The organism is Gluconobacter cerinus (genome assembly GCF_025961355.1).
GTDB lineage: Bacteria > Pseudomonadota > Alphaproteobacteria > Acetobacterales > Acetobacteraceae > Gluconobacter > Gluconobacter cerinus.
The window spans coordinates 2,757,060-2,779,550 of record NZ_JAOQNM010000001.1 but is presented as its reverse complement, the minus strand read 5'-3'; the positions used below and the strand labels follow the sequence as shown (position 1 = coordinate 2,779,550).

General features: G+C 56.6%; 23 protein-coding genes. 18 read left to right on the top strand and 5 right to left on the bottom strand.

What is annotated here, in order from left to right; genetic code table 11:
* The first annotated feature begins 158 nt into the window (after window positions 1–158).
* From M2305_RS12960 to M2305_RS12910, 11 genes are all read left to right on the top strand, one after another.
* Entirely contained in the window at window positions 159–731 is a 573-nt protein-coding gene (locus tag M2305_RS12960) for a hypothetical protein (protein WP_264649577.1), read from the top strand.
* 86 nt (window positions 732–817) lie between these two features.
* Window positions 818–1,054, top strand: coding sequence for a hypothetical protein (locus tag M2305_RS12955; RefSeq protein ID WP_264649576.1), 237 nt, complete (start codon window positions 818–820; stop codon window positions 1,052–1,054).
* Between the two features lie 288 nt (window positions 1,055–1,342).
* Window positions 1,343–3,307, top strand: a complete 1,965-nt coding sequence (gene qatA / locus M2305_RS12950; protein WP_264649575.1) for a Qat anti-phage system ATPase QatA — start codon at window positions 1,343–1,345, stop codon at window positions 3,305–3,307.
* Complete coding sequence (gene qatB / locus M2305_RS12945; RefSeq protein WP_003618833.1) at window positions 3,307–4,182, top strand: Qat anti-phage system associated protein QatB; 876 nt, start codon at window positions 3,307–3,309, stop codon at window positions 4,180–4,182. The genes qatA and qatB overlap by 1 nt, the downstream gene beginning before the upstream one ends.
* Complete coding sequence (qatC, locus tag M2305_RS12940; protein ID WP_003618835.1) at window positions 4,179–5,525, top strand: Qat anti-phage system QueC-like protein QatC; 1,347 nt, start codon at window positions 4,179–4,181, stop codon at window positions 5,523–5,525. Before qatB ends, qatC begins: the two co-directional genes overlap by 4 nt.
* 9 nt (window positions 5,526–5,534) lie before the next feature.
* A complete protein-coding gene (gene qatD / locus M2305_RS12935; protein ID WP_264649574.1) occupies window positions 5,535–6,275 on the top strand; it encodes a Qat anti-phage system TatD family nuclease QatD in 741 nt (246 codons plus the stop codon).
* A gap of 579 nt (window positions 6,276–6,854) precedes the next feature.
* Window positions 6,855–7,493 (top strand): tyrosine-type recombinase/integrase, encoded by a 639-nt coding sequence (locus M2305_RS12930; protein ID WP_063902821.1) that lies wholly within the window; start codon window positions 6,855–6,857, stop codon window positions 7,491–7,493.
* 8 nt (window positions 7,494–7,501) lie between these two features.
* The gene (locus M2305_RS12925; RefSeq protein ID WP_264649573.1) at window positions 7,502–7,840 is read left to right on the top strand and encodes a type II toxin-antitoxin system Phd/YefM family antitoxin; all 339 of its coding nucleotides are present in this window, start codon (window positions 7,502–7,504) and stop codon (window positions 7,838–7,840) included.
* The gene (locus M2305_RS12920) at window positions 7,837–8,220 is read left to right on the top strand and encodes a type II toxin-antitoxin system VapC family toxin (protein WP_063902822.1); all 384 of its coding nucleotides are present in this window, start codon (window positions 7,837–7,839) and stop codon (window positions 8,218–8,220) included. The genes M2305_RS12925 and M2305_RS12920 overlap by 4 nt, the downstream gene beginning before the upstream one ends.
* Before the next feature lie 275 nt (window positions 8,221–8,495).
* Complete coding sequence (locus M2305_RS12915) at window positions 8,496–8,720, top strand: DUF2171 domain-containing protein (RefSeq protein WP_063902823.1); 225 nt, start codon at window positions 8,496–8,498, stop codon at window positions 8,718–8,720.
* Window positions 8,721–8,840: 120 nt separating this feature from the next.
* A complete protein-coding gene (locus tag M2305_RS12910) occupies window positions 8,841–9,308 on the top strand; it encodes a hypothetical protein (protein WP_264649972.1) in 468 nt (155 codons plus the stop codon).
* 91 nt (window positions 9,309–9,399) lie between these two features.
* Here M2305_RS12910 and M2305_RS12905 read toward each other — a convergent pair whose 3' ends face one another.
* Window positions 9,400–9,747: a winged helix-turn-helix transcriptional regulator gene (locus tag M2305_RS12905; RefSeq protein ID WP_063902825.1), complete on the bottom strand. Its 348-nt coding sequence runs from the start codon at window positions 9,745–9,747 to the stop codon at window positions 9,400–9,402.
* A gap of 80 nt (window positions 9,748–9,827) precedes the next feature.
* Here M2305_RS12905 and M2305_RS12900 point away from each other — a divergent pair, with 80 nt between their 5' ends.
* Window positions 9,828–10,811 carry a zinc-dependent alcohol dehydrogenase family protein gene (locus M2305_RS12900; protein WP_264649572.1) on the top strand — a complete coding sequence of 328 codons (984 nt, stop codon included), beginning with the start codon at window positions 9,828–9,830 and terminating at the stop codon, window positions 10,809–10,811.
* A gap of 87 nt (window positions 10,812–10,898) precedes the next feature.
* On the opposite strand, the gene M2305_RS12895 is transcribed toward M2305_RS12900, so the two are convergent.
* Window positions 10,899–11,507, bottom strand: coding sequence for a TetR/AcrR family transcriptional regulator (locus tag M2305_RS12895; protein ID WP_063902827.1), 609 nt, complete (start codon window positions 11,505–11,507; stop codon window positions 10,899–10,901).
* Window positions 11,508–11,606: 99 nt separating this feature from the next.
* Here M2305_RS12895 and M2305_RS12890 point away from each other — a divergent pair, with 99 nt between their 5' ends.
* From M2305_RS12890 to M2305_RS12875, 4 genes are all read left to right on the top strand, one after another.
* On the top strand, window positions 11,607–13,013 hold the full coding sequence (locus M2305_RS12890; RefSeq protein WP_264649571.1) for a coniferyl aldehyde dehydrogenase: 1,407 nt from the start codon (window positions 11,607–11,609) through the stop codon (window positions 13,011–13,013).
* Window positions 13,010–13,717, top strand: coding sequence for an NAD(P)H-binding protein (locus tag M2305_RS12885; RefSeq protein WP_264649570.1), 708 nt, complete (start codon window positions 13,010–13,012; stop codon window positions 13,715–13,717). Before M2305_RS12890 ends, M2305_RS12885 begins: the two co-directional genes overlap by 4 nt.
* Before the next feature lie 193 nt (window positions 13,718–13,910).
* Entirely contained in the window at window positions 13,911–15,119 is a 1,209-nt protein-coding gene (locus tag M2305_RS12880; protein ID WP_264649569.1) for an MFS transporter, read from the top strand.
* 284 nt (window positions 15,120–15,403) lie between these two features.
* Entirely contained in the window at window positions 15,404–16,666 is a 1,263-nt protein-coding gene (locus M2305_RS12875; protein ID WP_264649568.1) for a cation:proton antiporter, read from the top strand.
* A 254-nt stretch (window positions 16,667–16,920) separates the two neighbouring features.
* Here M2305_RS12875 and M2305_RS12870 read toward each other — a convergent pair whose 3' ends face one another.
* Both M2305_RS12870 and M2305_RS12865 read right to left on the bottom strand, forming a co-directional pair.
* Window positions 16,921–18,339 (bottom strand): DHA2 family efflux MFS transporter permease subunit, encoded by a 1,419-nt coding sequence (locus M2305_RS12870; protein WP_264649567.1) that lies wholly within the window; start codon window positions 18,337–18,339, stop codon window positions 16,921–16,923.
* A gap of 48 nt (window positions 18,340–18,387) precedes the next feature.
* On the bottom strand, window positions 18,388–18,954 hold the full coding sequence (locus M2305_RS12865) for a hydrolase (protein ID WP_064275333.1): 567 nt from the start codon (window positions 18,952–18,954) through the stop codon (window positions 18,388–18,390).
* A gap of 109 nt (window positions 18,955–19,063) precedes the next feature.
* Here M2305_RS12865 and M2305_RS12860 point away from each other — a divergent pair, with 109 nt between their 5' ends.
* Window positions 19,064–19,693 carry a TetR/AcrR family transcriptional regulator gene (locus M2305_RS12860; RefSeq protein ID WP_064275334.1) on the top strand — a complete coding sequence of 210 codons (630 nt, stop codon included), beginning with the start codon at window positions 19,064–19,066 and terminating at the stop codon, window positions 19,691–19,693.
* A 449-nt stretch (window positions 19,694–20,142) separates the two neighbouring features.
* Window positions 20,143–21,300 carry an aldo/keto reductase gene (locus M2305_RS12855; protein ID WP_264649566.1) on the top strand — a complete coding sequence of 386 codons (1,158 nt, stop codon included), beginning with the start codon at window positions 20,143–20,145 and terminating at the stop codon, window positions 21,298–21,300.
* 295 nt (window positions 21,301–21,595) lie between these two features.
* On the opposite strand, the gene M2305_RS12850 is transcribed toward M2305_RS12855, so the two are convergent.
* Window positions 21,596–22,411 carry an SDR family NAD(P)-dependent oxidoreductase gene (locus tag M2305_RS12850; protein ID WP_264649565.1) on the bottom strand — a complete coding sequence of 272 codons (816 nt, stop codon included), beginning with the start codon at window positions 22,409–22,411 and terminating at the stop codon, window positions 21,596–21,598.
* Window positions 22,412–22,491: the final 80 nt, after the last annotated feature.

The following is a 22,491-nucleotide window of genomic DNA, read 5'->3' as shown; positions in this document are numbered from 1 at the left end:
GGAGCAGCATGAGACGCTAGAGAAGATGCGTGCGGTTCTAAACGAAAAGTAGCATTGCTGATTTTCAGGAAATACGCTGGATAAATTTTATCTTTGGGGAAACTTATATTTGGTTAATAGAACTGTCCCAGCCAATAAATAATATTTTGGAGATTATCATGACAATAACTATTTCATGGATTAACCATAATATAGATACAAAGGAGCTTATATTAATATCGGATAGTAGACTTCGAAGTTACGGAGCCATGGATCAATGTCAAAAAATTTTTCCTTTGGAAAGAGGTGACTGTTGTTTGGGTTTTTGTGGTGACGCACAAATAGCTTATCCATTGTCTGTTCAGGCAAGCTCAGCGTTAAATAATTTCATCAAGACGAGAACGAGAATCTTTGATGTTTTGGAAATAAAAGATTTTCTTTGTAAAATACTAAATAATCTTATATCTAGTTGGGATCTGAAAAAATCAGAAAAATTAACAGAACTAAAGGAAACAAATATTTTCTTTGGGGGATGGTCATGGAAAAAATCTGATTTCATTATTGGTTATTTTAAGTATGATGATAGTGGATTCATCTACCATAAAAGAAAAACAAACCTTCCACACCCCTTTCGTGATCAAAATAAATCATTCCTGTTTCTGGGAGATTACCAAAGAGATTACGAAAATGAAATAAAGAAAATCCTATCTGCGTCATTTACTAATTCACATGAAAAAAATATATTTCTTTGAAGTATGAGCCTCTGATAGCTCTCAACAATATTCTTTCGAGGGCAAAAAATTGTACCGATTTTCCGCTCATAGGGGGAGAATTGCAAATGGTGAAAATATATCAATATGGAAATACATTACCTTACGTTTTTAGAAAGTCTCAAGGCGAGCATTATTTATTCGGACGCAAAATGTTTGATTGGGAAAAAACTGAAAGGCCGATATGTCACATACAAAACGATGAGGTAAAATTTAGCTACCCATTGTCTATTATTCCTGATGTTAAAAACTATACGGATGATTTTTTTCAAAAAATTCCACAAAGTGAGGCTGGAGCAAGTTAGAAATCTGCATACTTGACGTGATTGCTTGTCGGTTTGGTTTTCTGGAGTGGATTCATTAACCTCAAAAAATGTCCGCTGAACGATATCCGGACGACATTGATTCAAGTCCGCCATGATGCCGGAAGCGGCCTTTTGCCTTCGGTGCATGTCCTTCGCACGGCCAATTTTCATCAGGCAGTTGCCTGGTTCCTCTTGGCTTTAATACCGACACCCCTTGATCTAGTCATCGCAAGATGCAGGATAGCTTTCGGAGACGGCTGGCCCAAACCGTCTCTCTCGGGGGAATAAATGCTGCTTGCGGACAACGAGACCACTTTCGATCTGCTGAACAACGATGCGATCGCCAAGACTATTGTCGGCCTCATTACCGAAGATCCCGAGCGCGCCGTCACCGTTGGTGTCCACGGTGACTGGGGAGCGGGCAAATCGAGCGTGCTGGAGATGATCGAAGCGTCGTTCGCCGATCATGACGAGACGCTGTGCATTAAGTTCAACGCATGGCGGTTCCAGGGATTAGAGGATGCGAAGATCGCGCTGATTGAAGGCGTGGTCACGCAGCTGATCGAGAAGAGGTCGCTGACGACGAAGGCAGCCGATGCCGTCAAGGATGTCGTCAAGCGCATTGACTGGCTCAAGGTAGCGCGGATGGGCGGTGGGCTCGCGTTCACCGCGATGTCGGGTTTGCCCAGTCCCGATCATGTCGGCGCGATCGTCGGCATGGTGAAAGGCTTCTTCGCGGACCCGGCCAAGTATGCCGACAAGGAGCAGATAAACAAGGTCATAGAAGGTGCCGAAGGGTTATTGAAGGAGAAGGAAAGTCGGCGCGTCCCGCAGGAAGTCGAGGAATTCCGTAAGGCATTCGATGAACTGCTAAATCGCGCTAGACTGAAGCAGTTGGTCGTCCTGATCGACGATCTCGACCGCTGCCTGCCCGAGCCGGCGATCGAGACGCTTGAAGCGATGCGCTTGTTCGTGATGATGGACCGCACCGCCTTCGTCATCGCGGCGGATGAGGCGATGATCGAATATTCGGTGCGTAAGCACTTCCCCGACTTACCGGATACCACCGGTCCGCGTGATTATGCGCGCAATTATCTCGAGAAGCTCATCCAGATCCCGTTTCGCATCCCGGCGCTCGGCGGGGTTGAGACGCATATCTATGTGACCTTGCTCCTCGTGGGCGCACGGCTCGGTGACGAAGACGCGCAATTCAAGGCGTTGGTGGCGGTGGCGCGCGAGGCGCTGAAGCGCCCATGGGATCCTACGGGGTTCGATGGTGCCGCGGTCCAAGCTGCGCTCGGTGCGCGCGCGAAGGATGTTGCGGACGATCTCGTGCTGACCGAACAGATCGTGCAGCTGCTGGCTAGTGGGACGTCCGGCAATCCGCGGCAGATCAAGCGATTCCTCAACAGCTTGCTGCTCCGCGAGCGGACGGCGGACGCGCGAGGCTTCGGGGCTGCGGTCAAATTGCCGGTGCTGGCCAAGCTCATGCTAGCGGAACGGTTCATCCCCACGTTGTTCGACGAGATCGGCCTCGCGTCGGCGAACGATCCCGATGGTCGTTGCAAAGACCTCGCTGTCCTCGAGGAAGGTCCCAAACCCGAAACGGCTCGGGCCCCTGCACCACTTGTGGCAGGCGGGGAAGGGAAGAAAGTCGTGCCCCCCAAGGCTGTCGCTGCCCCCGAGCCTGCGACGGTCGAAAATCCGGTCCTGACACAATGGCAGGCGTCGGACGTCATCAAGGCGTGGGCGAAGCTTCAGCCGCCCTTGAGCAATGTTGATTTGCGTCCGTATCTGTTCGTCACCAAGGACCGGAAGGACTATCTCGCAGCAGCCTCCGCCCTCGGCCCGCTGGCGGCGGTCGTCGAACGGCTGATGGGCCGTCGCATGGCCGTCTCGGGAATGGATGCGGAACTGCGGGCGCTCGCAAAGCCCGAAGCCTCGCTCGTCTTCGATTATGTGCGTCGGCGAATCCTAGGTGCGGGTGATTTCTCGCGGCCACCCGCCGGCATCGACGGCGCGACGATCCTCGTGCGTACGCAACCGCACCTTCAGTCGGCCCTCTTGGACATGCTCGGAACGCTGCCCGCCTCAAGCGGTCCCTGGATCGTCGCGGGTTGGTCGGAAGTGATCACCGAAGACGCCGAAAGACGGCGCTTCCAGACTCTGCTGGAGCGATGGAGCAAGGCTACCGACAATCCGGCGCTGGCCGCGAGCGCGACCGCCGCTCTGCGGACGAGGGCGAAGGGCTGATGGGCACGTCCTCGACCTTCGACGGCCCCAATAACGATCGCCCGCTGGTGCCCACCTTCGTCGACGACAGCGACCGGGACGGTGGGGCCGGTGATGACGCAGGCGATGGGCAGGATGGTGCCGATGGCAATAGCGGTGATGGCGAACCTGCGCCCGCCGCGCCGCCACTCCCGCCACCGGGTGCAGCAGGTCGCTTCACGGCCCCGCGCGCCAATTTCACGACGTTTGCGCGTTCTGGCGGCACCGATCGGCGCAGTCTGGGCCGGGCGGTATCAGGTTATGTGCGCTCGTCCATGGGGAGCCCGCGCCGCGCAGCGCAGCGGATGGGCACCGCTCGCGCGTCCGGCGGCAACGTGGTCCGGATGCTGCAATCGGTGCAGGCCAACGGGATCGCAGAGACCTTGCGGGAGCTTAATCTCACCGCGCTCGCCGGACGTCCTATCGAGGAAGTGTTCGCGGGTCTGGCGGACTATGTCTGTCCGGAAGATGGGTCGATAGATCAAGGCATCGCGCGCAACGCTTTCATAGAGACGATCGCCGACCTGGCCGAAGCCGGCATCACTGACATCGATGGTTTGACCTCCGAGCAGATGACAACGGTCTTTGAGCTTTATGTGGCGCACACGATCGAAGCCCGCATCTGCAATGACATCGGGACCAAGGCGGTGGCCTTGCCCGCGAACCCGGCGGCAGCCCAGAAGGTCGAGGATATGCTGCACGATTTCATCCAGCGCGGCGTAACCGACGCAGTGGCGCGTTCCGGTAGTAACATCCAGACGCTTTCACCCGACCAGATCAACGGTTTCGTGACATCGGTCTACGAGGATGCCTTCCAGATCCTCCAAGCGATGGGCGATGCGGAGGCGGCACGATGAAGCGTCATCTCCTCGTCGGCAAATTGGGACCCACGGACGACCCTACTGTCTTGACGCGGATCGACGAAGTCCGATCCGACGTCCAGCTCCTGAACGCAGGCGGGATGGCCTATGGGGTACAGACCGCGCTCAACGAGCTACGCAAGTTCGATCTGGTCCCCAATGAGATCGGCATCGACCTGCTGGCGCTTGGCGCCCTTGTCTACGCGGCGGATACGCGGATCGCTCGCGCGACCGAAGCCCAGGACGGCTGGACCCGCGAGATACGCATCTCGTTGCCAGTCAGTGACGTCGCCGCGTGGGAAAGGGCACGACCGGTGATCGACCGCGCATTAGGCTTCCTGAGCGGCGACCGATGGGAGATTGAGTTCCGCACCCGGCCAGTGGGCAAGGGAAGGCTCGGTGGCGACGCGCCGCTGCTCAATACGGATCTCGGGGGTGTGAACCTCTTCTCGGGCGGCCTCGATAGCTTGATCGGCGCCATCGATAGCCTCGCGGCCGATGAGCGGCCCCTGCTGGTGAGCCATGCTGGCGAAGGTGCGGGGAGCAAAGCGCAGTATCTTTGCCACGCGGCGCTCAAGGCGAAATTCCCGCAGCGTCGTTTCGAATGGGTGAGGCTGCCGATGGTCTTCGCGCATGACTTGGCAGAAGGCGTCGGATCGGAGACGTCGACTAGGGCGCGATCGTTTCTGTTCTTCGCCTTCGGTGTTGCGGCCGGAACGGCGCTGCGTCGGCCATTCGACCTCAAAGTGCCCGAAAATGGCCTTATCGCGCTTAACGTACCGCTCGATCCGCTACGTCTCGGGGCACTTAGTACCCGAACGACACACCCATTCTATATGGCGCGCTGGCGCGAGATCATCGCCGCGCTCGGCATCGATGGGTCACTGTCAAACCCTTATTGGGCGATGACCAAGGGCGAGATGGTCGACGCTTGCGCGGACAAGCCGTTCCTCATGACGATCGCCGACAAATCGATCTCCTGTTCGTCCCCCGCGAAACTGCGGTGGGCGGGCTATGCTCAAGGACATTGCGGATACTGCGTTCCGTGCCTCATCCGGCGGGCATCGATGCCGGACGGCGATCCGACGAGGTACTTCCTCGAGGACCTGCGCCAGCGCCCGCTGAACAGCGCGGAAGCAGAAGGCGTACAGGTCCGCTCGTTTCAGCTGGCGATCGCGCGGCTCCGCGACCGACCCGACCTGGCGAAGATCCTCATCCATAAACCCGGCCCCCTCTACGACCATGATCTGGATGACCAAGGCCGCATGGCAGGGGTCTACGCGCGTGGTCTGGAGGAAGTCGGGCGATTGCTGGATGGCGTTCGCACGCGTCCGAGGTAGAGGGCGGGGATGAGCAATCTCGTAGATTTCCATTGTCACCTCGACCTGTATCCAGATTTCGAGCGCGCGGTCGAGCGTTGCGAACGCGCAGGCGTCTTCACCCTCACGGTGACGACGACGCCTAAGGCGTGGCGGCGGAACGCGGAAGTGACGGGAGCGACGAAATATGTGCGCGCGGGCCTCGGCCTCCATCCTCAGCTTGTGGGCGAAAGGGCAGCCGAGATAGGCTTATGGGAGAGGTTGCTGCCCGAGACGCGCTATGTCGGCGAAGTCGGCCTCGATGCGGGACCTCGGTACTATAGCTCGTTCGACGTGCAAAAGAAGGTCTTCGCCCACGTACTGGAAGCTTGTGCCGAAGCCGGTAACAAGATCCTGTCGGTCCATAGCGTACGGTCGGCGAAGGTCGTCCTCGATATGGTCGAGGCTCACATGCCGCCCGATCGCGGGAAGGTGGTGCTACACTGGTTCACGGGCTCGGCAGCGGAAGCACGCCGTGCGGCCGATCTCGGGTGCTATTTCTCGATCAACGAACAGATGCTCGCCAAGGAAGGTAAAACGGCATTTCTGCGATCCCTGCCGCGTGAACGTCTCCTGACCGAAACGGACGGTCCGTTTACCAAGGTAGGGGATCGTGCGGCTGAGCCTACAGATGCGGGGCGGGCACTCGCTCCACTGGCCGCTTTGCTAGGATTGGACGAAACCGAGACTAAGGCCCTGATCTACGCCAATCTCAGGAAGCTCCTCTTCTGACGATCTGCTCGCTTCGCCCTCTGGCGGTGGTGAAGACACGGTTAACAGCACCATATCCCGGCTTGCGCTGGAACCTGTCTGTTGCAAATCCATCGGTCTCGGCTAGCCTAGGGTGCAGATCGCTAATCTGAAACTGAACGTTCGTCCCGCCGATCCAACGTCACCAGACCATCGGCAGATTATGGCATAAACAGCCGTTAGGTAACGGCACCATGGATGGCGACTCAGTCCCAAAAGGGGGCTTTAGAGGGTTATGGCGTAGACGTAGTTCTCATCTGGTTCCGGCCCGCCTAGTGAGATTCGAGCCTCGACTGGGTAGAATGCATGCGCAAATCCGCTATCCGCCTTTGCCGGCAGAGCGTCGGATGGATTCATGTCGACTTTCGGGAAACTCTCCCAACCGCCTGTATGACCGGGATGTAGGCGAGAGCAGTAGGTCCGCTTACGCCTCATCTCGGTCATAAGCAGAGCCGCTCAAGTTTCCGGAAAGCGGACGGTCTGCAATAGTCCTCGTTATCCGCCGATATCCTCGTCCAAACTTCTGATTGCTGCATCTGCAGCTGATCAGGAGAAAGTATCATGGAAAAGAAAACGCGTTTTCCATCACCTACGCTGAAGGCGTCCGTGCCTTGGAATGCAGGAAAAATGGTTGGCGCCAAGCGGGCACTCAAAGAAAAGCACGTCTGGGCTATTCGGTTCTGGCTGGGGAGCGAACAGCGCGTCAGAGACAGAGCTTTGTTTGATCTTGCTCTCGATAGCAAGCTCAGGGGCTGCGATCTTGTCAGCCTTCGTATCGGCGACATCGTTACCAGCGGTCAGGTGCGTCATCGAGCCATGGTCGTCCAGCAGAAAACCCGAAGACCGGTGCAGTTCGAAATTACAGAAACAACGCGGGAAAGTGTGCGAGCGTGGCTGGAACATCGCGGTGGTGGTCTGAATGAGTATGTTTTTCCCAGTCGCTTAAGTGCCAAAGCTCATCTGAGTACAAGGCAATACGCCCGGCTTCTGGATCAATGGGTTCAGGCGATAGGACTTATCCCCGGGGAATATGGAACTCATTCGCTCCGTCGGACTAAGGTTGCCATGATTTACAAACGAACCGGTAATATCCGAGCCGTGCAGATTCTGCTGGGCCATACAAAGCTGGATAGTACAGTTCGATACCTTGGGGTGGACGTCGAGGACGCTCTGGCATTGTCGGAAGCCACGGATCTCTGAAATCGAATATGCCTCGGGAATTCTCTACCTTCTCCTTCTGTGTACATGCTATGATGACACACAAGGAGAAGACCATGAGTCAGCATCTTTCAGATAACGCACCAGCCCCACAGAAAATCGGTGTTCGGGAGTTCCGGGGAAACCTGACAGCTTATCTGCGTCAGGTCAGACAGGGCAGTACGATCCTCGTGACGTCTCATGATGAGGTTGTCGCTGAATTGCGGCCGCCGACTCCTTCCTATCGCCCCCGCCGTCAGCCAGGAGCTCTTCGAGGACGGATCAGAATGAGCGAAGATTTTGATGAGACACCACCAGACATTCTTGAGAGCATGGAACGCGACCTGTGAAGGTTCTGCTCGATACGCATGCGTTGCTCTGGTGGCTTTCGGACTCCGACCGGCTGGGTGAGAATGCACGAGAGATCATCGCAGATCCGGCCCACGATATTCTGGTGAGTATCGTGTCATTATGGGAGATTGCGATCAAAATCCGTATCGGGAAGCTGGATGCGGATATGAACGATATTCTGGCAGCCATTCCTGGGGAAGGTTTCTCGCTACTACAAATACAGCCCGCACACCTGCAGAACCTGATGTCTTTGCCTCTGCACCATCGTGATCCGTTTGACCATCTCCTGGTGGTGCAAGCACAGTCCGAGCACGCCGCATTCCTTTCGGAAGACGGACAAATGGATCACTACCCCGTCAAGCGAATATGCTGTTCGTGAAGCAAACTGCCGTCAGATTACGCCGTCTTCTCGGTCGTGAAGGCCGTCACGGGAACGTACATAAAGCGGAAACCGTTTTTTAGACTCTACCCATTTTTAGTTATTGGCCCTGCCTATCGGGGAAGGCGAAGACATTTAGGGTGCTCGGGGCGGGGCGCGTGCCCTGATTAGGAAGCGCCTCAAAAAATTAATACTCTCAAAAATAATTTTGGAACAGACGGTCACTATTCATTCCTGAGGGCGTTATGTGTCTCTAACTATCAGGTCTTGGTGTCATGTCTGATCTCACAAATATTAAAAAAGGTTCCGAAATCATCGGGGCTGATGGCGTTCACATTGGTTATGTGGCGAAAATAGAGAAGCATCGCATACAGATATCCCAGGATGATCTAAAGGCCAGCCCACGAAGATATATTTCGGTGGGTCTCATCGCTGATATTGAAAACGGAACGGTCAGGCTTTCTGCCAATGCCGATGTCGCTATTACATTGGAAGACTGAGAGTGTGGTGGCAGATCAATTAGCCGTTAATGGAGGTCTTGCTCCGAATTTTATTGGAGTAATTACTGAATAGTATCGAAATTAAACATAATATTTTAAAGGAGATGTCTGATTTATAAAATAACAAACATCTCAAGGGTGGCCTTTTTGCTTGCAAGTATTTTCCTGATCATACTTGCATCATTACTCATTGTATCCGGCGCTATCGGATTAATATCTGCATTCATATTATCTCTGAATGATGGAAGAGAAGAAATTGTTCAGGCAATCAGCTATGTTGTGATCGCCATAGCAGTTTTTGACGTTGCCAAGTATTTTATAGAAGAAGAAGTTTTACGCTCTCGGGAAAAGCAGTCCCTCTCCGAAGCACGGGTCAGCCTCACAAAATTTATGACAACAATTATTATTGCCGTCTTTATCGAGGGGCTTGTGGGAGTGTTCGAGCGAAGCGGAAAGGCACCCGAAGACATTCTCTATCCGGCAGCCCTGTTGGTGGTAGCAACTTTTATGGTCATGGCATTAGGGACGTACCAAAAACTCAGCGTAAACGCTGAACGGGAGAAAAAGGAAAAAGATCTTATCGGATGAGCTGAGCGGCCCCTTCTACTCTGCAACACAGAGATGTCTCGCTTCAGTTTTGGGGCGCCATTGAATTGTGTCGGACTGGTATTCCGACGATCTATGTCTTCTGAAGCCGGGCGCCCCAGTCCCGCATACTGACAAGAACGGGTTCAAGAGATCGTCCAAGTTCAGTCAATTCGTATTCGACTTTCGGCGGAACCTCTGGATAGACAATACGATTGACGACGCCGTCTGCCTCAAGCTCCCGTAATTGCAGTGTGATCATCCGGGCCGTTGCTGAGGGGACCAGCCGACATAGCGCGTTAAAGCGCAGTTTTCCTTCCAGCAAATGAAACAGCAGGACCGGCTTCCAGATGCCGCCGATAACGGAGAGCGTTGCTTCCACAGCACAGCCCGTGCGGCCAGCCTGTCGGCGACGACCTCTCCGTGGGACACTATCATCCATGATAGTACATGTTCATTTTGTACGTACTCCTACCCATGACCAGATAAGGTTATATGTCGTTAGGGAAAAGGAGAATCTCCATGCGACGCTATATCCTGACAGGACATGATCTCCCGAAACTGACACTCGTCCATAGTGAAGACCCTCGTCCGGGCCATGGCGAAATTGTCGTCGATCTTCGGGCGGCATCCCTGAACTACCGCGACCTCATTATGGCGCAACGCTTCAGCGATGTGGTTCCGCTGTCGGATGACGCTGGAGTGGTTTCCGCCATGGGTGACGGTGTCGAGGGGCATGCGATCGGCGATCGTGTCGTGATTGCCTTCATGCCCAAATGGCTGGACGGTGAATTCACCGACGCCAGAAGGGCAAGCCTTGGCGGCCCAGGCTTTGATGGGGTTCTGACCGAGCGGATCGTGGTGCCCGCAACTGGCGTCGTACGTATTCCTGACGCCATGACTTTCGAGGCTGCCGCCACGCTTCCATGTGCAGGCGTTACGGCATGGTCTGCCCTGTTTGAACGACGTCCTGTCCAGCCAGGAGAGACTGTGCTTCTTCTCGGGACCGGTGGTGTCTCGATCTTTGCGCTGCAACTCGCCAAAATGGCGGGTGCACGCGTGATCATGACGTCCAGTTCGAATGAGAAGTTAGAACGCGCCCGGACCCTGGGTGCCGATCACCTGATCAACTATCACAGCATACCAGACTGGGAGAACGAAGTTCTGCGTCTAACAGATGGAGTGGGTACGGATCTGGCTGTCGATGTCGCTGGCCCAGCAACGTTGAACAAAACGTTAAAAGCGACCCGCCTCGGCGGCCGGATCTCGCTTATGGGCGTCCTGACGGGTTTTGAAGGTCCGGTCGATACGGGCGTTCTTCTTGAAAAGCGGATCACGCTCCAAGGGATTTATGTTGGTCCGGTCGCGTCCTTACAGGCCTTGGTCAAGACGAACATTACACCGCAGATTGATCGCGTCTTTCCGTTTGAAGACGCAGAGGCTGCATACGATGCTCTGCGGGTCGCAGAGCACTTTGGTAAACTGGTAATACGGATCGGAGAATGACAACCTGATGCACAAACGTAAACCAGAGAGGCGGTAATCGCCTTCTATATCGAGCATATGGGAAGCGGAGATCAAGGCACAGGCTGTTCAATCCGTACGACACATTCCCTCCAGCAACACGTCCAACGCTGCCTGAACTGGCTCCGACCCAACCTTCTCTTCCAGAAGCTGTCCACTAATTGCCAGCATCGCGAGACCATGCACCTGCGCCCAGCCTGCTGCCGCCAGCGCGTTGATGGTAATCGGACGGAAGCTGCCGTCCTGTTGTCCGTTTTTCAGAAGCTGCAGAAGAATTCCGAATGTCCCCATGGCTGTTGCATGTAGATCAGGGTCCGCTGATTTGTCGGCGTCTGTGCTGAACATCAAACGGTACAGGCCGGAATTTTGAATTGCGAAAGCAATACAGGCCCGCGCTCCAGCAACGAATTTCTCGCGCGTAGAGGACTGTGAGGAGGACATAGCCTGCGTCATGGCCTGACCGAGCCGAACAAAACCAATCCGGGCCAGCTCCCGCAGGAGATCCTCACGATCGCGGAAATGCTTGTATGGAGCTGCGTGACTGACACCTGTGCGTCGCGCGACTTCGCGCAGCGTGAAAGTCCAGCTCTGGTCCGTGGCCAGCATGGTGAGGGCTGTCTCGACCAGGGCATGGCGCAGATCGCCATGATGATAGGGACGCTCTTTCGTTTCACTCATCCGTGAGATCCATGTTTACAGAAGAAACTTTGTTGACGTCAGATCGTCATACTCCATATCCTGCCTGCATAAGTTTTCTCTGTAAACATGGAGGACGCAATGTCCGACGCTACCCCATCTGACCTGCACCGTATTCTCGACCGCCAGCGTGCCGCCTTCATGCATGACGGACCACCCGACCTGAAACAGCGCCGCACCGATCTGCGGCGCCTGAAAGCCGAAATCCTGAAACGGCGGAGTGACATCGTGCGCGCCCTGAAAACGGATTTCGGCCAGCGATCGGAACGGGAAAGCGCCATCGTGGAACTGATCCCGCTGGTGCAGTCGATCAATTACATGATCGCGCATCTGGGACGCTGGATGAAACCGGAACGCCGTCATGTATCGGCCTATTTCCAGTGCGGTCGCGCCTGGGTGGTCCGGCAGCCTGTGGGCGTCGTGGGGATTATCGCACCGTGGAACTATCCGGTCTCGCTGGCCCTGGTGCCGCTGGCGACAGCAATCGCCGCCGGTAACCGGGCCATGCTCAAACCCTCGGAATTCACACCGGCCACATCGGCGGCGATCGGCGAGATCGTTCAGGTCGTCTTTCCGCCCGAGCAGGTTTCCGTCGTCACGGGAGACGGCGAAGTCGGCGCCGCGTTCTCGGCTCTGCCCTTCGATCATCTCCTGTTCACCGGCAGCACAGCAGTCGGAAAGAAGGTCGCAGAGGCGGCGGCACGCAATCTAACCCCCGTTACCCTGGAACTGGGCGGCAAGTCTCCCGTGGTGGTCGAACCCGGTTTTTCCATACAGCGGGTGGCAAACCGGGTTGCGTTCGGCAAGCTGACCAATGCCGGGCAGACCTGCGTCGCGCCGGATTATGTGCTGGTTCATGAAAACGACAGGGACGCTTTTGCCACGGCCTGGCAGGAGGCCGTGCAAAAGCTGCATCCGGGTAGTTATGCCGGGTCACCCGATTATACAGCAATCCTCAACCAGCATCATTATGAACGGCTGAGCGGTCTGATCCGTGATGCTGAGGAGCATGGTGCACAGGTCATCCGGATGGGCAGCGATTCAGCCGCCAGCCATGTCCTTGCGCCGGTTCTCATACTAAACGCCAAACCTGAAATGGCGGTCATGCAGGAGGAGATTTTCGGACCGGTCCTCCCGGTGCTGACATACCAGACTCTCGACGAAGCAATCGGCTTCATCAACGCGCGTCCCCGGCCTCTGGCCCTGTATTATTTTGGTGACAGCCGCGTTGAGTGCGACAGGCTTCTGAAGCGCACGGTTTCAGGGAACGTCACTATCAACGGCACATTGATGCATTATGTGCAGGACGATCTGCCGTTTGGCGGCGTGGGAGACAGCGGTATCGGAGCCTATCATGGGAAAGAAGGTTTCATGGCGCTCACCCATCCTCGTGGCCTTTACAGGCAGGGCCGCCTCAATGCGGCAACGCTGCTTCAGCCGCCGTTCGGTAAATTCACCGACGCTATCACAAATTTTATCCTGCGATGACAACGCGCGTTCTGCTTATTGGCGCCACCGGTCTCATCGGACGTCTCGTTGATGCGGACCTTTCCGCGCGCTCCGGCATTATCGTCACCAGCCTGACACGTCGGAAAGCATCCGCATCCGATCATGTCATTGATTTCGAGCATCTGTGTACTGCGCCGGAAATGACATTGCGTAATGCGGTCCCTTCCGGAGCTGACGTGGCGATTTCCTGTCTGGGCACGACCATCCGGGCTGCCGGATCGCAGGCGGCGATGTTTCGCGTCGATCACGATTACGTCCTCGCTTTCGCCAGAGGGGCGCATGCGTCTGGCGCGCGTCAGTTCATTCTCGTTTCCTCCGTGGGAGCGGGTGGTCCCGGTTTTTACCTCAGGACCAAAGGCGCAATCGAGCGCGACATCAGGGCGCTCGGTTTTAGCCGTGTGGACATCATACGCCCCGGCATGCTGCTGGGTCAGCGTGCGGAGGCACAACCGATGGAGGCGATCGGTCAGCGACTGGCTACGGTACTGACGCCGCTCATGGTTGGCAGACTTGCCGGATATGGCGCCATTCACGCAGAAACTGTTGCGAAGGCGATTGATGGGCTTGTGAGCCGGGCAGCCGATGGATGCGGGACATATGACAATGCGGACCTGCGTCGCATCGCCAGTCAAACTGCCAACTCATGGAATGACCCGGTCAGAACCACTGAGATCAGAAATTAAGCGGACAGCCAGCACTCGCCTATATCCCCGACACTGGGATCGTTCCAGGACGGAGCAGAGAGCAGACATTATATAGCGGTCTAAGCACAAAACAGACGCGGCATCGCGTGAGAGTGTTTCTCGACAACGGTGTCTGCCGCACTTATGCGTATCTACTTACCCGACCTGCATCACGACAAAGAGAATAAGACCAGTGAAGTCTTCAGTTTCCGCCGTTCTAGACCCCAGAATATGGCTTCTTGCTCTCGGCACCTTCGCGATCGGGACAGATGTGTTCGTCATCTCGGGTATTCTGCCCGAAGTCGCGACCAGCCTACATGTGGATCTCAACGGTGCTGGCCAGATCGTTACAGCCTACGCCCTGACATATGCCCTTATCGCGCCAGTTGTCGTGCCCTTTACCGCGGCCTTCAGGCAAACCCGGATCGTCATTGGCACCCTGACCGTGTTTGCCATCGCGAATATGCTCTGTGCCACAACGCCATCTTATGCTGTCCTGATTGCGGCCCGGATTATCGCTGGTATTGTCGCTGCCCTCTATACTTCAACAGCCTATTCCCTCGCCGCATCTCTCGCGCCAGACACCCGGAAAGGTGCGGCGCTCTCTGCGGTGGCGCTTGGTTTCACTGGATCAGCCGTCTTCGGCGTTCCGATCGGGACGGCAATCGGCGATATACTCGGCTGGCGTATGACCTTCTGGCTGGTAACGGCAGTCTCGACACTGTCTGCCATCATCCTGTGCCTCCGGCCACCAAAGGAACCAGTAAGACACGCCGCCGTCGTCAGCATTGCAGCGAGGTTTGCCCCTCTTAAAGATCCAACAATCCTTCTTGCCATGCTGCCAAGCGTGTTCTGGAACACCGCCAATCTGATGAGTTATACTTATCTTGGTGCTCTTCTGGCCCGGCACCATGAGCCACGTACCGTCGTCTTTCTCTTTCTGGCTTACGGATGTGGTGGACTGGCGGGCAGTCAACTTGGCGGCCGGCTGGTTGATCGGTTCGGAGCTATTAAGCCACTCTTGGCATGTCTATTTGTAGCCACCCTCAATCAGGCCGCAATGGGACTGAGCCTGCAGACAACCATCACAACCGCCGTGACGCTTGCTATCTGGTCTGTTACTGGCTGGGGCACTTTCGCACCACAGCAGGCACGTCTGATCGCTCTGGCCCCCTCCAACAGCCCACTCCTTATCGCCATTAATCACTCCATTATCTATTTCGGAACGGCCGCTGGCGCGGCCATGGGAGGGGCATTACTTGCGCACGGACTGCCTCTGGAGAGACTGCATTGGGTGACTGCTGCAATGCTCGCCATTGCTGTGGGCATCCTTGGCGTCAGTGCCGCAGGTTCGGGGAAAGGCAATCTCCTTCGCCAGAAGATGGCCGGTCGACCAAGCTGACATCTCCTCAGGAGCAGCACATTGCTTTTATGCTATGGCCGGTAAGGAAAATTAATCCGGTTTGACTGGCATGTTCTATCTGCCCCTTGTCAGATTACGCCATTAGTCGGGACAAAATCGCATCGGAGTTGCTCCCTCCAAACGGCCTGTCTACTCAAGGAATATGAAGCAGACAGGCAGGAGTGCCCTCATCTCTGCCATTCAACGAACTATCACGCTTTCCCGATAGCGGACGTAACCAGTTTTCCTTGACGTAAGATGCGGAAGTGTCCAGCGGTGAGGGCATGGATACCATCAGCCTCCTCGCTCTGCTCCTGACCCTCTCGGCAGGCTTCAGCATTCTCAATCACCACACATTTCGCCTTCCTGTAACGATTGGCGTTTTGATTTTCTCATTGCTGGCTTCCCTGCTGATCATGACCCTGAATCCATTGATACCAGCCTATGACCTCCAGGCTCTTCCGAGATCTGTACTTGGAGCCATCAATCTCCCTACGGCCCTTCTGAATGGCGCGTTATCCTTCCTTCTGTTCGCCGGGGCCATGCAAGTGGATGTCGGACATCTGCGCGCAAAGCTTGCCTCCGTGGCCGCTCTCTCTGTTTTGGGAACAGTTCTGGCTGTTGCCTTGCTGGCGATCGCGGCATGGTACGTCTTCCCCCTGTTAGGTGAGGACATTCCTTTTACATGGTGCATCGTCCTTGGTGCCATTTTAGCACCAACCGACCCGGTTTCGGTCGTCGGTATGCTGAAACGTCTGGGTCTGCCGGGACCGCTTCAGGCGGTTTTCGCAGGTGAAAGTCTGTTCAATGATGGCGTGGGCGTTGTCATTTTCGGTGTGACGATCGGACTGGCAACCGGGGGAAGTCCGGGAGTGACCGTCTCCGAGATTGCTCTGAGTTTCTGTCGCGAGGCAATCGGTGGGGGTCTGCTGGGCGCACTGACGGGATGGATTGCTCTCCGGGTACTCAAGGGGCAGCGGGATCCGCATATTGACCTGCTGACATCGCTGGCTCTGGCCACGGGAACGTTCAGCATCGCCAATCAGCTTAGAATGTCCGGGGCGATTGCCGTCGTCATGGCCGGTCTATGCTTCGGAACAAACTATAGCCACTCCGTTTTCGATGAAGCTTCCCGCAAGGACCTTGACGTCGCGTGGACACTCATTGACGAAGTGCTGAACGTCCTGTTGTTCATGCTCATCGGCTTTGAAATCCTGGAGATTACGCCGCATCTGTTTACGATGTTGGCCACACTTGCCGTGATCCCTTTGTCCATTGCTGTGCGGGCATTGAGTGTGTTCTTTTCAACGCTTCCGGCCCAGCTCAGGCAATGGGAACGGGGCCGCATTCTGGGTATCCTGACATGGGGTGGCCTGCGTGGCGGCATTTCGGTCTCTCTGGCACTTGGGCTGCCACCAGGAGACTTACGCGAGTTGCTGTTGCCGGTCTGTTACGGTGTGGTCGTGTTCACAATCATCGTACAGGGGCTAACCATGGAGCGCGTTGCCCGCAGACTTTATCCTTCTTCTAAGCTTGAGCCGCATTAATAAGGTTCTCTTTTGAAAAGCATCTCCGAAGCAGATTAGCAACGGCTGCTTCGGTGCATTTTCCAACAGATAGCCGCTAGTCCTCTAATCCCCGTAAATAGCCTGTCGGCTCAGCAGAAACAGAGCAGACAGGCTGTAGCCGCCTCATGTCGGACAATCCGAAGCACAAACAAATGCTCCCAAAGCGGACGACGTTGGCCAAGCTTGCCTGGGTGACTTTTATTTTCTCAGGTGAGCATCCATGCCCGACGGGTTCAGGACAGTCCGAACTGGTGTTTCTTTTCCGAAGGCTTGATGAAGCGCGTGGTGAGCAACAAAGCGCCATGACATAACGCGAGCAACCCAAATGTTTCGGCATAAGCGTCTGATGCGACATGAGACGGACCGACTATCGCAAGCCGCCACCCGAGGAATGCGGCGCACGCTGTAATCAACATCGGCCCTCCGATCCTTTGCATGATGTTCAGCGCAGTCGTTGCCATCGGGATATCCGCGCGTGCGATCGAAGCGTATCCCGCGCTCATCGCCGGAATGCCGACGGCGCCCGCACCGCCGCCACGCAACAACAATGCTATGGTCAGCAGGACGACGTTCAGACCGCTATAAGCAAGCACCACCAAAATCACTGTTCCGACCAACGACAAAAGAGCCCCGCAACCGGTCAGATTGCGCGCGTCAAACCGGTCACTCAGACGGCCAATGAGCGGATAGACGCACATCATCCCCAGACCCAGTGGCGCCATGAACAGGCCTGTCCGCTCGGGCGAGACACCGCAGGCGTGGATCAGCCACACCGGAAGAAGCATCTGACCGGCGAACGACACCCCGTTCGTCAGAAACATGATGACCGCCGACACAGAAAAGGCGGGTGCACGCAGCAGGCGCAGATCGATCAGCGCGTCATCACCCTTGTGTCGAGCGGATCGGACATACAGGACGAACAGCACGAGAGACGCACCCAGGGTCGCTGATCCGTAGGGTCGGGTGACATGATCCATGCCGTAGAGAAACGAGACGAGGGCGGGTGCGAGCAATCCGAGCCCTGTCAGATCAAGCGGTCGGGGGCGCTCCTCATGTCTGTCGTCCGGGAGAAACAGAACGGCGAGGATGAAGGCCGCGAGCCCGACCGGGACATTGAGAAGAAAGATCCATCGCCAGGACGCGAGGGAGAGAATGGCGCCCGCGACGACGGGTCCAAGAAGCGGCGCGAGCAGAACGGGCGCCGTCATTGCGCTCGCGACCCTCGGCATCTGTCGGCCCGCTACACGGGCAACCGTCATCTGCGCCATAGGGGCGAGCAGGCCGCCCGCCATGCCTTGCAGTAGACGGAATATGATCAGAGACGGTGCAGACCACGCCAGTGCGCACAGGCCTGATGTCAGTGTGAAGGCACCGAAGCACCATAAATAGACCGCTCGCCCCCCGAGGCGGCTTACGAGCCATCCGTTCAGCGGCAACGTCAGGGCGAGAGCCAGCAGATAGCCGCTAACCACCCATTGAATGTGCGAAAACGGCGCGTGCAGGGTCGCGACAAGATCGGGAAGCGACACATTGACGATCGTGGCGTCCAATTGCGCCATGAAAGACCCGATCGCCGCGACGCTCACGATTTTCCATGTGCCCGGTGGCAGTCGATCCGAGCCCTGGGCTGGCAACGACGTTCCGGCGTTCATGAACGATCTCGCCGGGAATCGCGAGACGCGCAGACGTCCGCCATGCGCTCACGCATCCAGCGCGATCGCCTCGCTGGTCGTCACGCGGCCGAGGCGGGGGAAAATCTCCTCGCAGGCAAAGCGCTGCATCTCTTCCGTGAATGTGGACATGACATCCGTGGCGAGCACGACATTATATCCATGCTCATGCGCCGCTCTGGCCGTAGACTCCACACCCAGATTGGTGGCGATTCCGCCTAGCACGATGGTCGTGATACCGCGTCGCCGCAGCTGGAGGTCAAGATCCGTGCCGTAGAAGGCACCCCACTGCCGTTTCGTGACACGCAGATCGGTTGGCTCGGCAAGTCCGTCAACCAGTTCTGCCCAGTCCGGCGCGAAACCTCCGGGCGGCGAAAAGTTGCGATCGACGACCGCATGCACGGCATCGGCGAAATCTGGTGCGAACGCTACATTAACCAGAATGACCGGAGCCCCGGCAGCCCGGAAACGCATTGCGAGTTCTTTCGATCGCTCAACAATTAAAGCACCCGGTGTCGGAGCTAAAGGAAGCCCCGTGATGCCCTTCTGGAGATCGATCAGGACGAGAGCCGTCCTGGTGGCTGAAAGCGAAATCATGGCAAGACCTTCCCTATCGGCATTAGAACCGCCATCCCGAACCGTTGTCCGGAACACACGGAAACGTTAATAAGTTGAGCATATACTCAAGCAGGAGCATTATTTGAGGATGGACTCAAATACGTCAAGAGCAAAACGAGCGACTCTTCAACCGCTGCGAGCAGCCGGACGTCAACGTGTCGAAGAACTGCTGGTAGCCGCATCGGACCTGATGGCAGAGCGCGGTTACGAGGCGACGACTATGGCGGAGATCGCAGCAAGAGCCGGAGCGAAGATCGGCTCGCTGTATCGCTTCTTTCCGAACAAGGAAGCAGTGGCGGATGCGCTGGTGCAGCGGTACGTCACCATTCTGGAGGACGAATACGCAGTTCTCGCCCAACGGGCGGCCACGCTTTCTCCAGAAGCATTGGGGGATGTATTGATCGAGTTGTTCGTCGCGCTGCATCCTCGCGTAAAATCTCTGTCCGCGTTGATGGAGGCACGGACAGACGGGATGGAAATCCGCGAGCGTGCACGCGGGCATGCCATAGCCGGAATTGCAGCAGCGTTGAGTGTTTGCGCGCCGGGATTGAATGAAATGCTGGCGAAAGACATCGCAGTGGTTGTTCTGAACACCATGAAAGTCTTACGCGGTATGCTCACGAAGGACGCCCCCACCACACCCGGTGCTCCTGACGAGCTACGGCGAATGAACCGTCTTTATCTTTCGGACCGGCTGGCACCCTTCCGAAATATTTGAGCCCGTGCAACAGACACGAAGACATAATTTTCCGGATTGATGAGGTATTGGACAGACGACGTGAGAGCCTTGGCGCCGTCGCGGAGAGTGAGATGTTGTCGCAGCTTTGGCCTACATGTAAGACGGAAGCGGAAGAGCGGAAGCTTCCTGAAAGCAGACACTGACCAAAATACGTTTCAGGATTTTGCCAAATGCCGGGATCAGCTTGACGGTAACTTCAGAAGCAGAGCGAGACCCGACTGTAGAGCTTCCCCACATAAGGGGTTCAGCAGGAATAACCATTGCGGAATGAGGGAAACGCTTTCCGTTGGAATCCGATGCTCTTCCCCGAACAAAGCAATGAAAAGAAGTGACACGATGACGTGATTTTTGCAGATCAGAATCAGACAGTTTGAAACCCTGATCGGCTAAGAGCATTAGAGGTCACATCCATACCATAGGAGAGCGCGATGACAGCCACCCGACGCCATCTTCTCGCCCTTTCTGCTCTGGGAAGCGCTGCGGTTCTGATGCCACGAAGCGGACAGGCGCAGGACGCACAGCATGTTGGCGACGTGACCCCTACCATGGGAAACGTGGTTCGTAATACGCTACCTTTAAACGTGGCGCAGGCGGGCCAGCGGTTTCGTCCTCCGACGCGCATAGGACTTGGTGGGGTTCCAATTGGAAACGGTTTCGCGGCTGGTACGGATGAAGATGCCGAAGCTGCGCTGGAAGCCGCATGGGCTTCAGGGGTGCGTTATTTTGACACATCGCCTTGGTATGGTCTGGGTCTGAGTGAGCGGCGGTTTGGTCATTTTCTGCATACGCGGCCACGAGATGAATTCGTCCTGTCCACCAAGGTTGGCCGATTGCTGACCGCCGCTCCCCAGCCGCCAGGTGGTACGATGTGGCACGATCCATCTCCTTTTGCATACCGCTATGACTACACGGCGGACGGCGTTCGGCGCTCGATCGAGGACAGCCTGCAAAGACTGGGAATTTCCCGGCTCGATATCGTTTACATCCATGACCTGTCGCCAGAAAACAAGGATATGGGTCCGCGCTGGACAACCTACTTCGACCAGGCCGCCAAAGGCGCCATTCCAGCGTTGACCAGGATGCGGGAGGAAGGTCTGATCAAAGGGTGGGGGCTCGGGGTCAATACGCCTCAGGCTGTCCTGCGAACCCTTGAGATCGGGGATCCGGATATTGTCCTTCTGGCGACACAGTATTCCATTCTGCGACACGATGAGGCTCTGACCCACACCCTCCCTGCGCTTGCGCCGCGGGGCATCTCAGCCGTTATCGGCGCACCTTTGAACGCAGGTTATGCTGCCGGACGCAATCGCTATGATTATGGAGGGACTATTCCGTCCGGAATGGCGCGCAAGCGGGCGGCGATGGAGGCCATCGCCAGACAGCACGGAATTGATCTGCGTACGGCAGCACTTCAGTTTGCGACCGCTCATCCGACGGTTGCGGCTGTTATTCCGGGCGCGCGTAATGCTGCCCAGATGCAGGCGAATGCAAAATCCATGGAAGTCTCGATTCCGGCAGCCTTCTGGGAAGAACTCAAGCAGAAAAAGCTGATTGCCCAAGGTGCACCCGTTCCTGCTCCCCTGTAAAAAAGCAGTGCTGGGCTTGGACACGTTTCTGCTTAAGCAGAAAGACGACCCGGTCTGAAAAGTAGACGGGCCGTAGTCGCCCTCATCTCGGCCGTTCCGCCGTCTCCGAAACCGGCCGTCTGGACACAAAGCACTTTTCTCATTTCCCCCATCTGCCTGGAAAGCTTAGCCCGGCCTGTACCTGGCAGGCCTTGCCCGCGCGTTTCGGGCTTTGCATTCGTTCTTGGATGCGCCCGAGGGTCACTGCTGGCGCCGAGTAATAACCTCCCTTGGCCCGTGCCTTTGTTTTCTCGTGTCAGCCGTAATCGGCGGACCGGGCGATCTCGTGTCGCAATTGGTCGACCTTCGCGGCCGCCCACTTCCGGGCGTCGGCGCCGAACACGAACCGCGATGGCACCTCGTTCTGGGAAGCAAGCTCCACGATCCGCGCGGCGAGCAGCTTCGGATCGCCTGGCTGGTTGCCGCTGGCCCCGTCCACGAACGCGCGATACTGCGCGATAGCCTCGGCATAATCTGGAATGTCGATGCTGCCGAAGCTCGCCGACTTGCCATCCATGAAATCTGTGCGCAGCATCCCCGGCTCGATCAGGAGCGAGCGGACGCCCAACGGTGCCAGCTCCTGCGCAAAGCCCTCCATCCATCCTTCGACCGCGAACTTCGACGCGGAATAGGCCGATCCCCCGCCGTTGGAGACCAGCCCGCTAACCGAGGAGATGGTGACGATGAGGCCTGAGCGACGCTCACGCATGTGGGGAGCGACCGCGCGCGCCACGTTCATCGTGCCGAACAGGTTGACCTCGAACTGACGCCGCACCGCGGCATCGGTGAAGGTCTCGAAGAAACCCAGTTCGGCATAGCCGGCGTTGTTGACCAGCACGTCGATCGCACCCAAGCGTTCGATGGTCTCGGCAGCGACGGAATTCGCGGCTTCAGCGTCGGTGATATCGAGCGCAAGGACGTGCAGGCGATCGTGTTCGCCCTCGAAGGCATCGCGCACGGCGTCGGCGGACCGCGCAGTTGCCACTACCGTTTCGCCCGCATCGAGCGCCGCGCGCGTGATCGCGAGTCCAAGTCCCCGGCTTGCGCCCGTCACCAGCCAGATCTTGCCCATCGCCTGCTCCTCGTTTCTTCCACTGTTACTGTCTAAGTAGTCATGTTAATGGATCGAGATAAGCGCCTAATCAATAATGG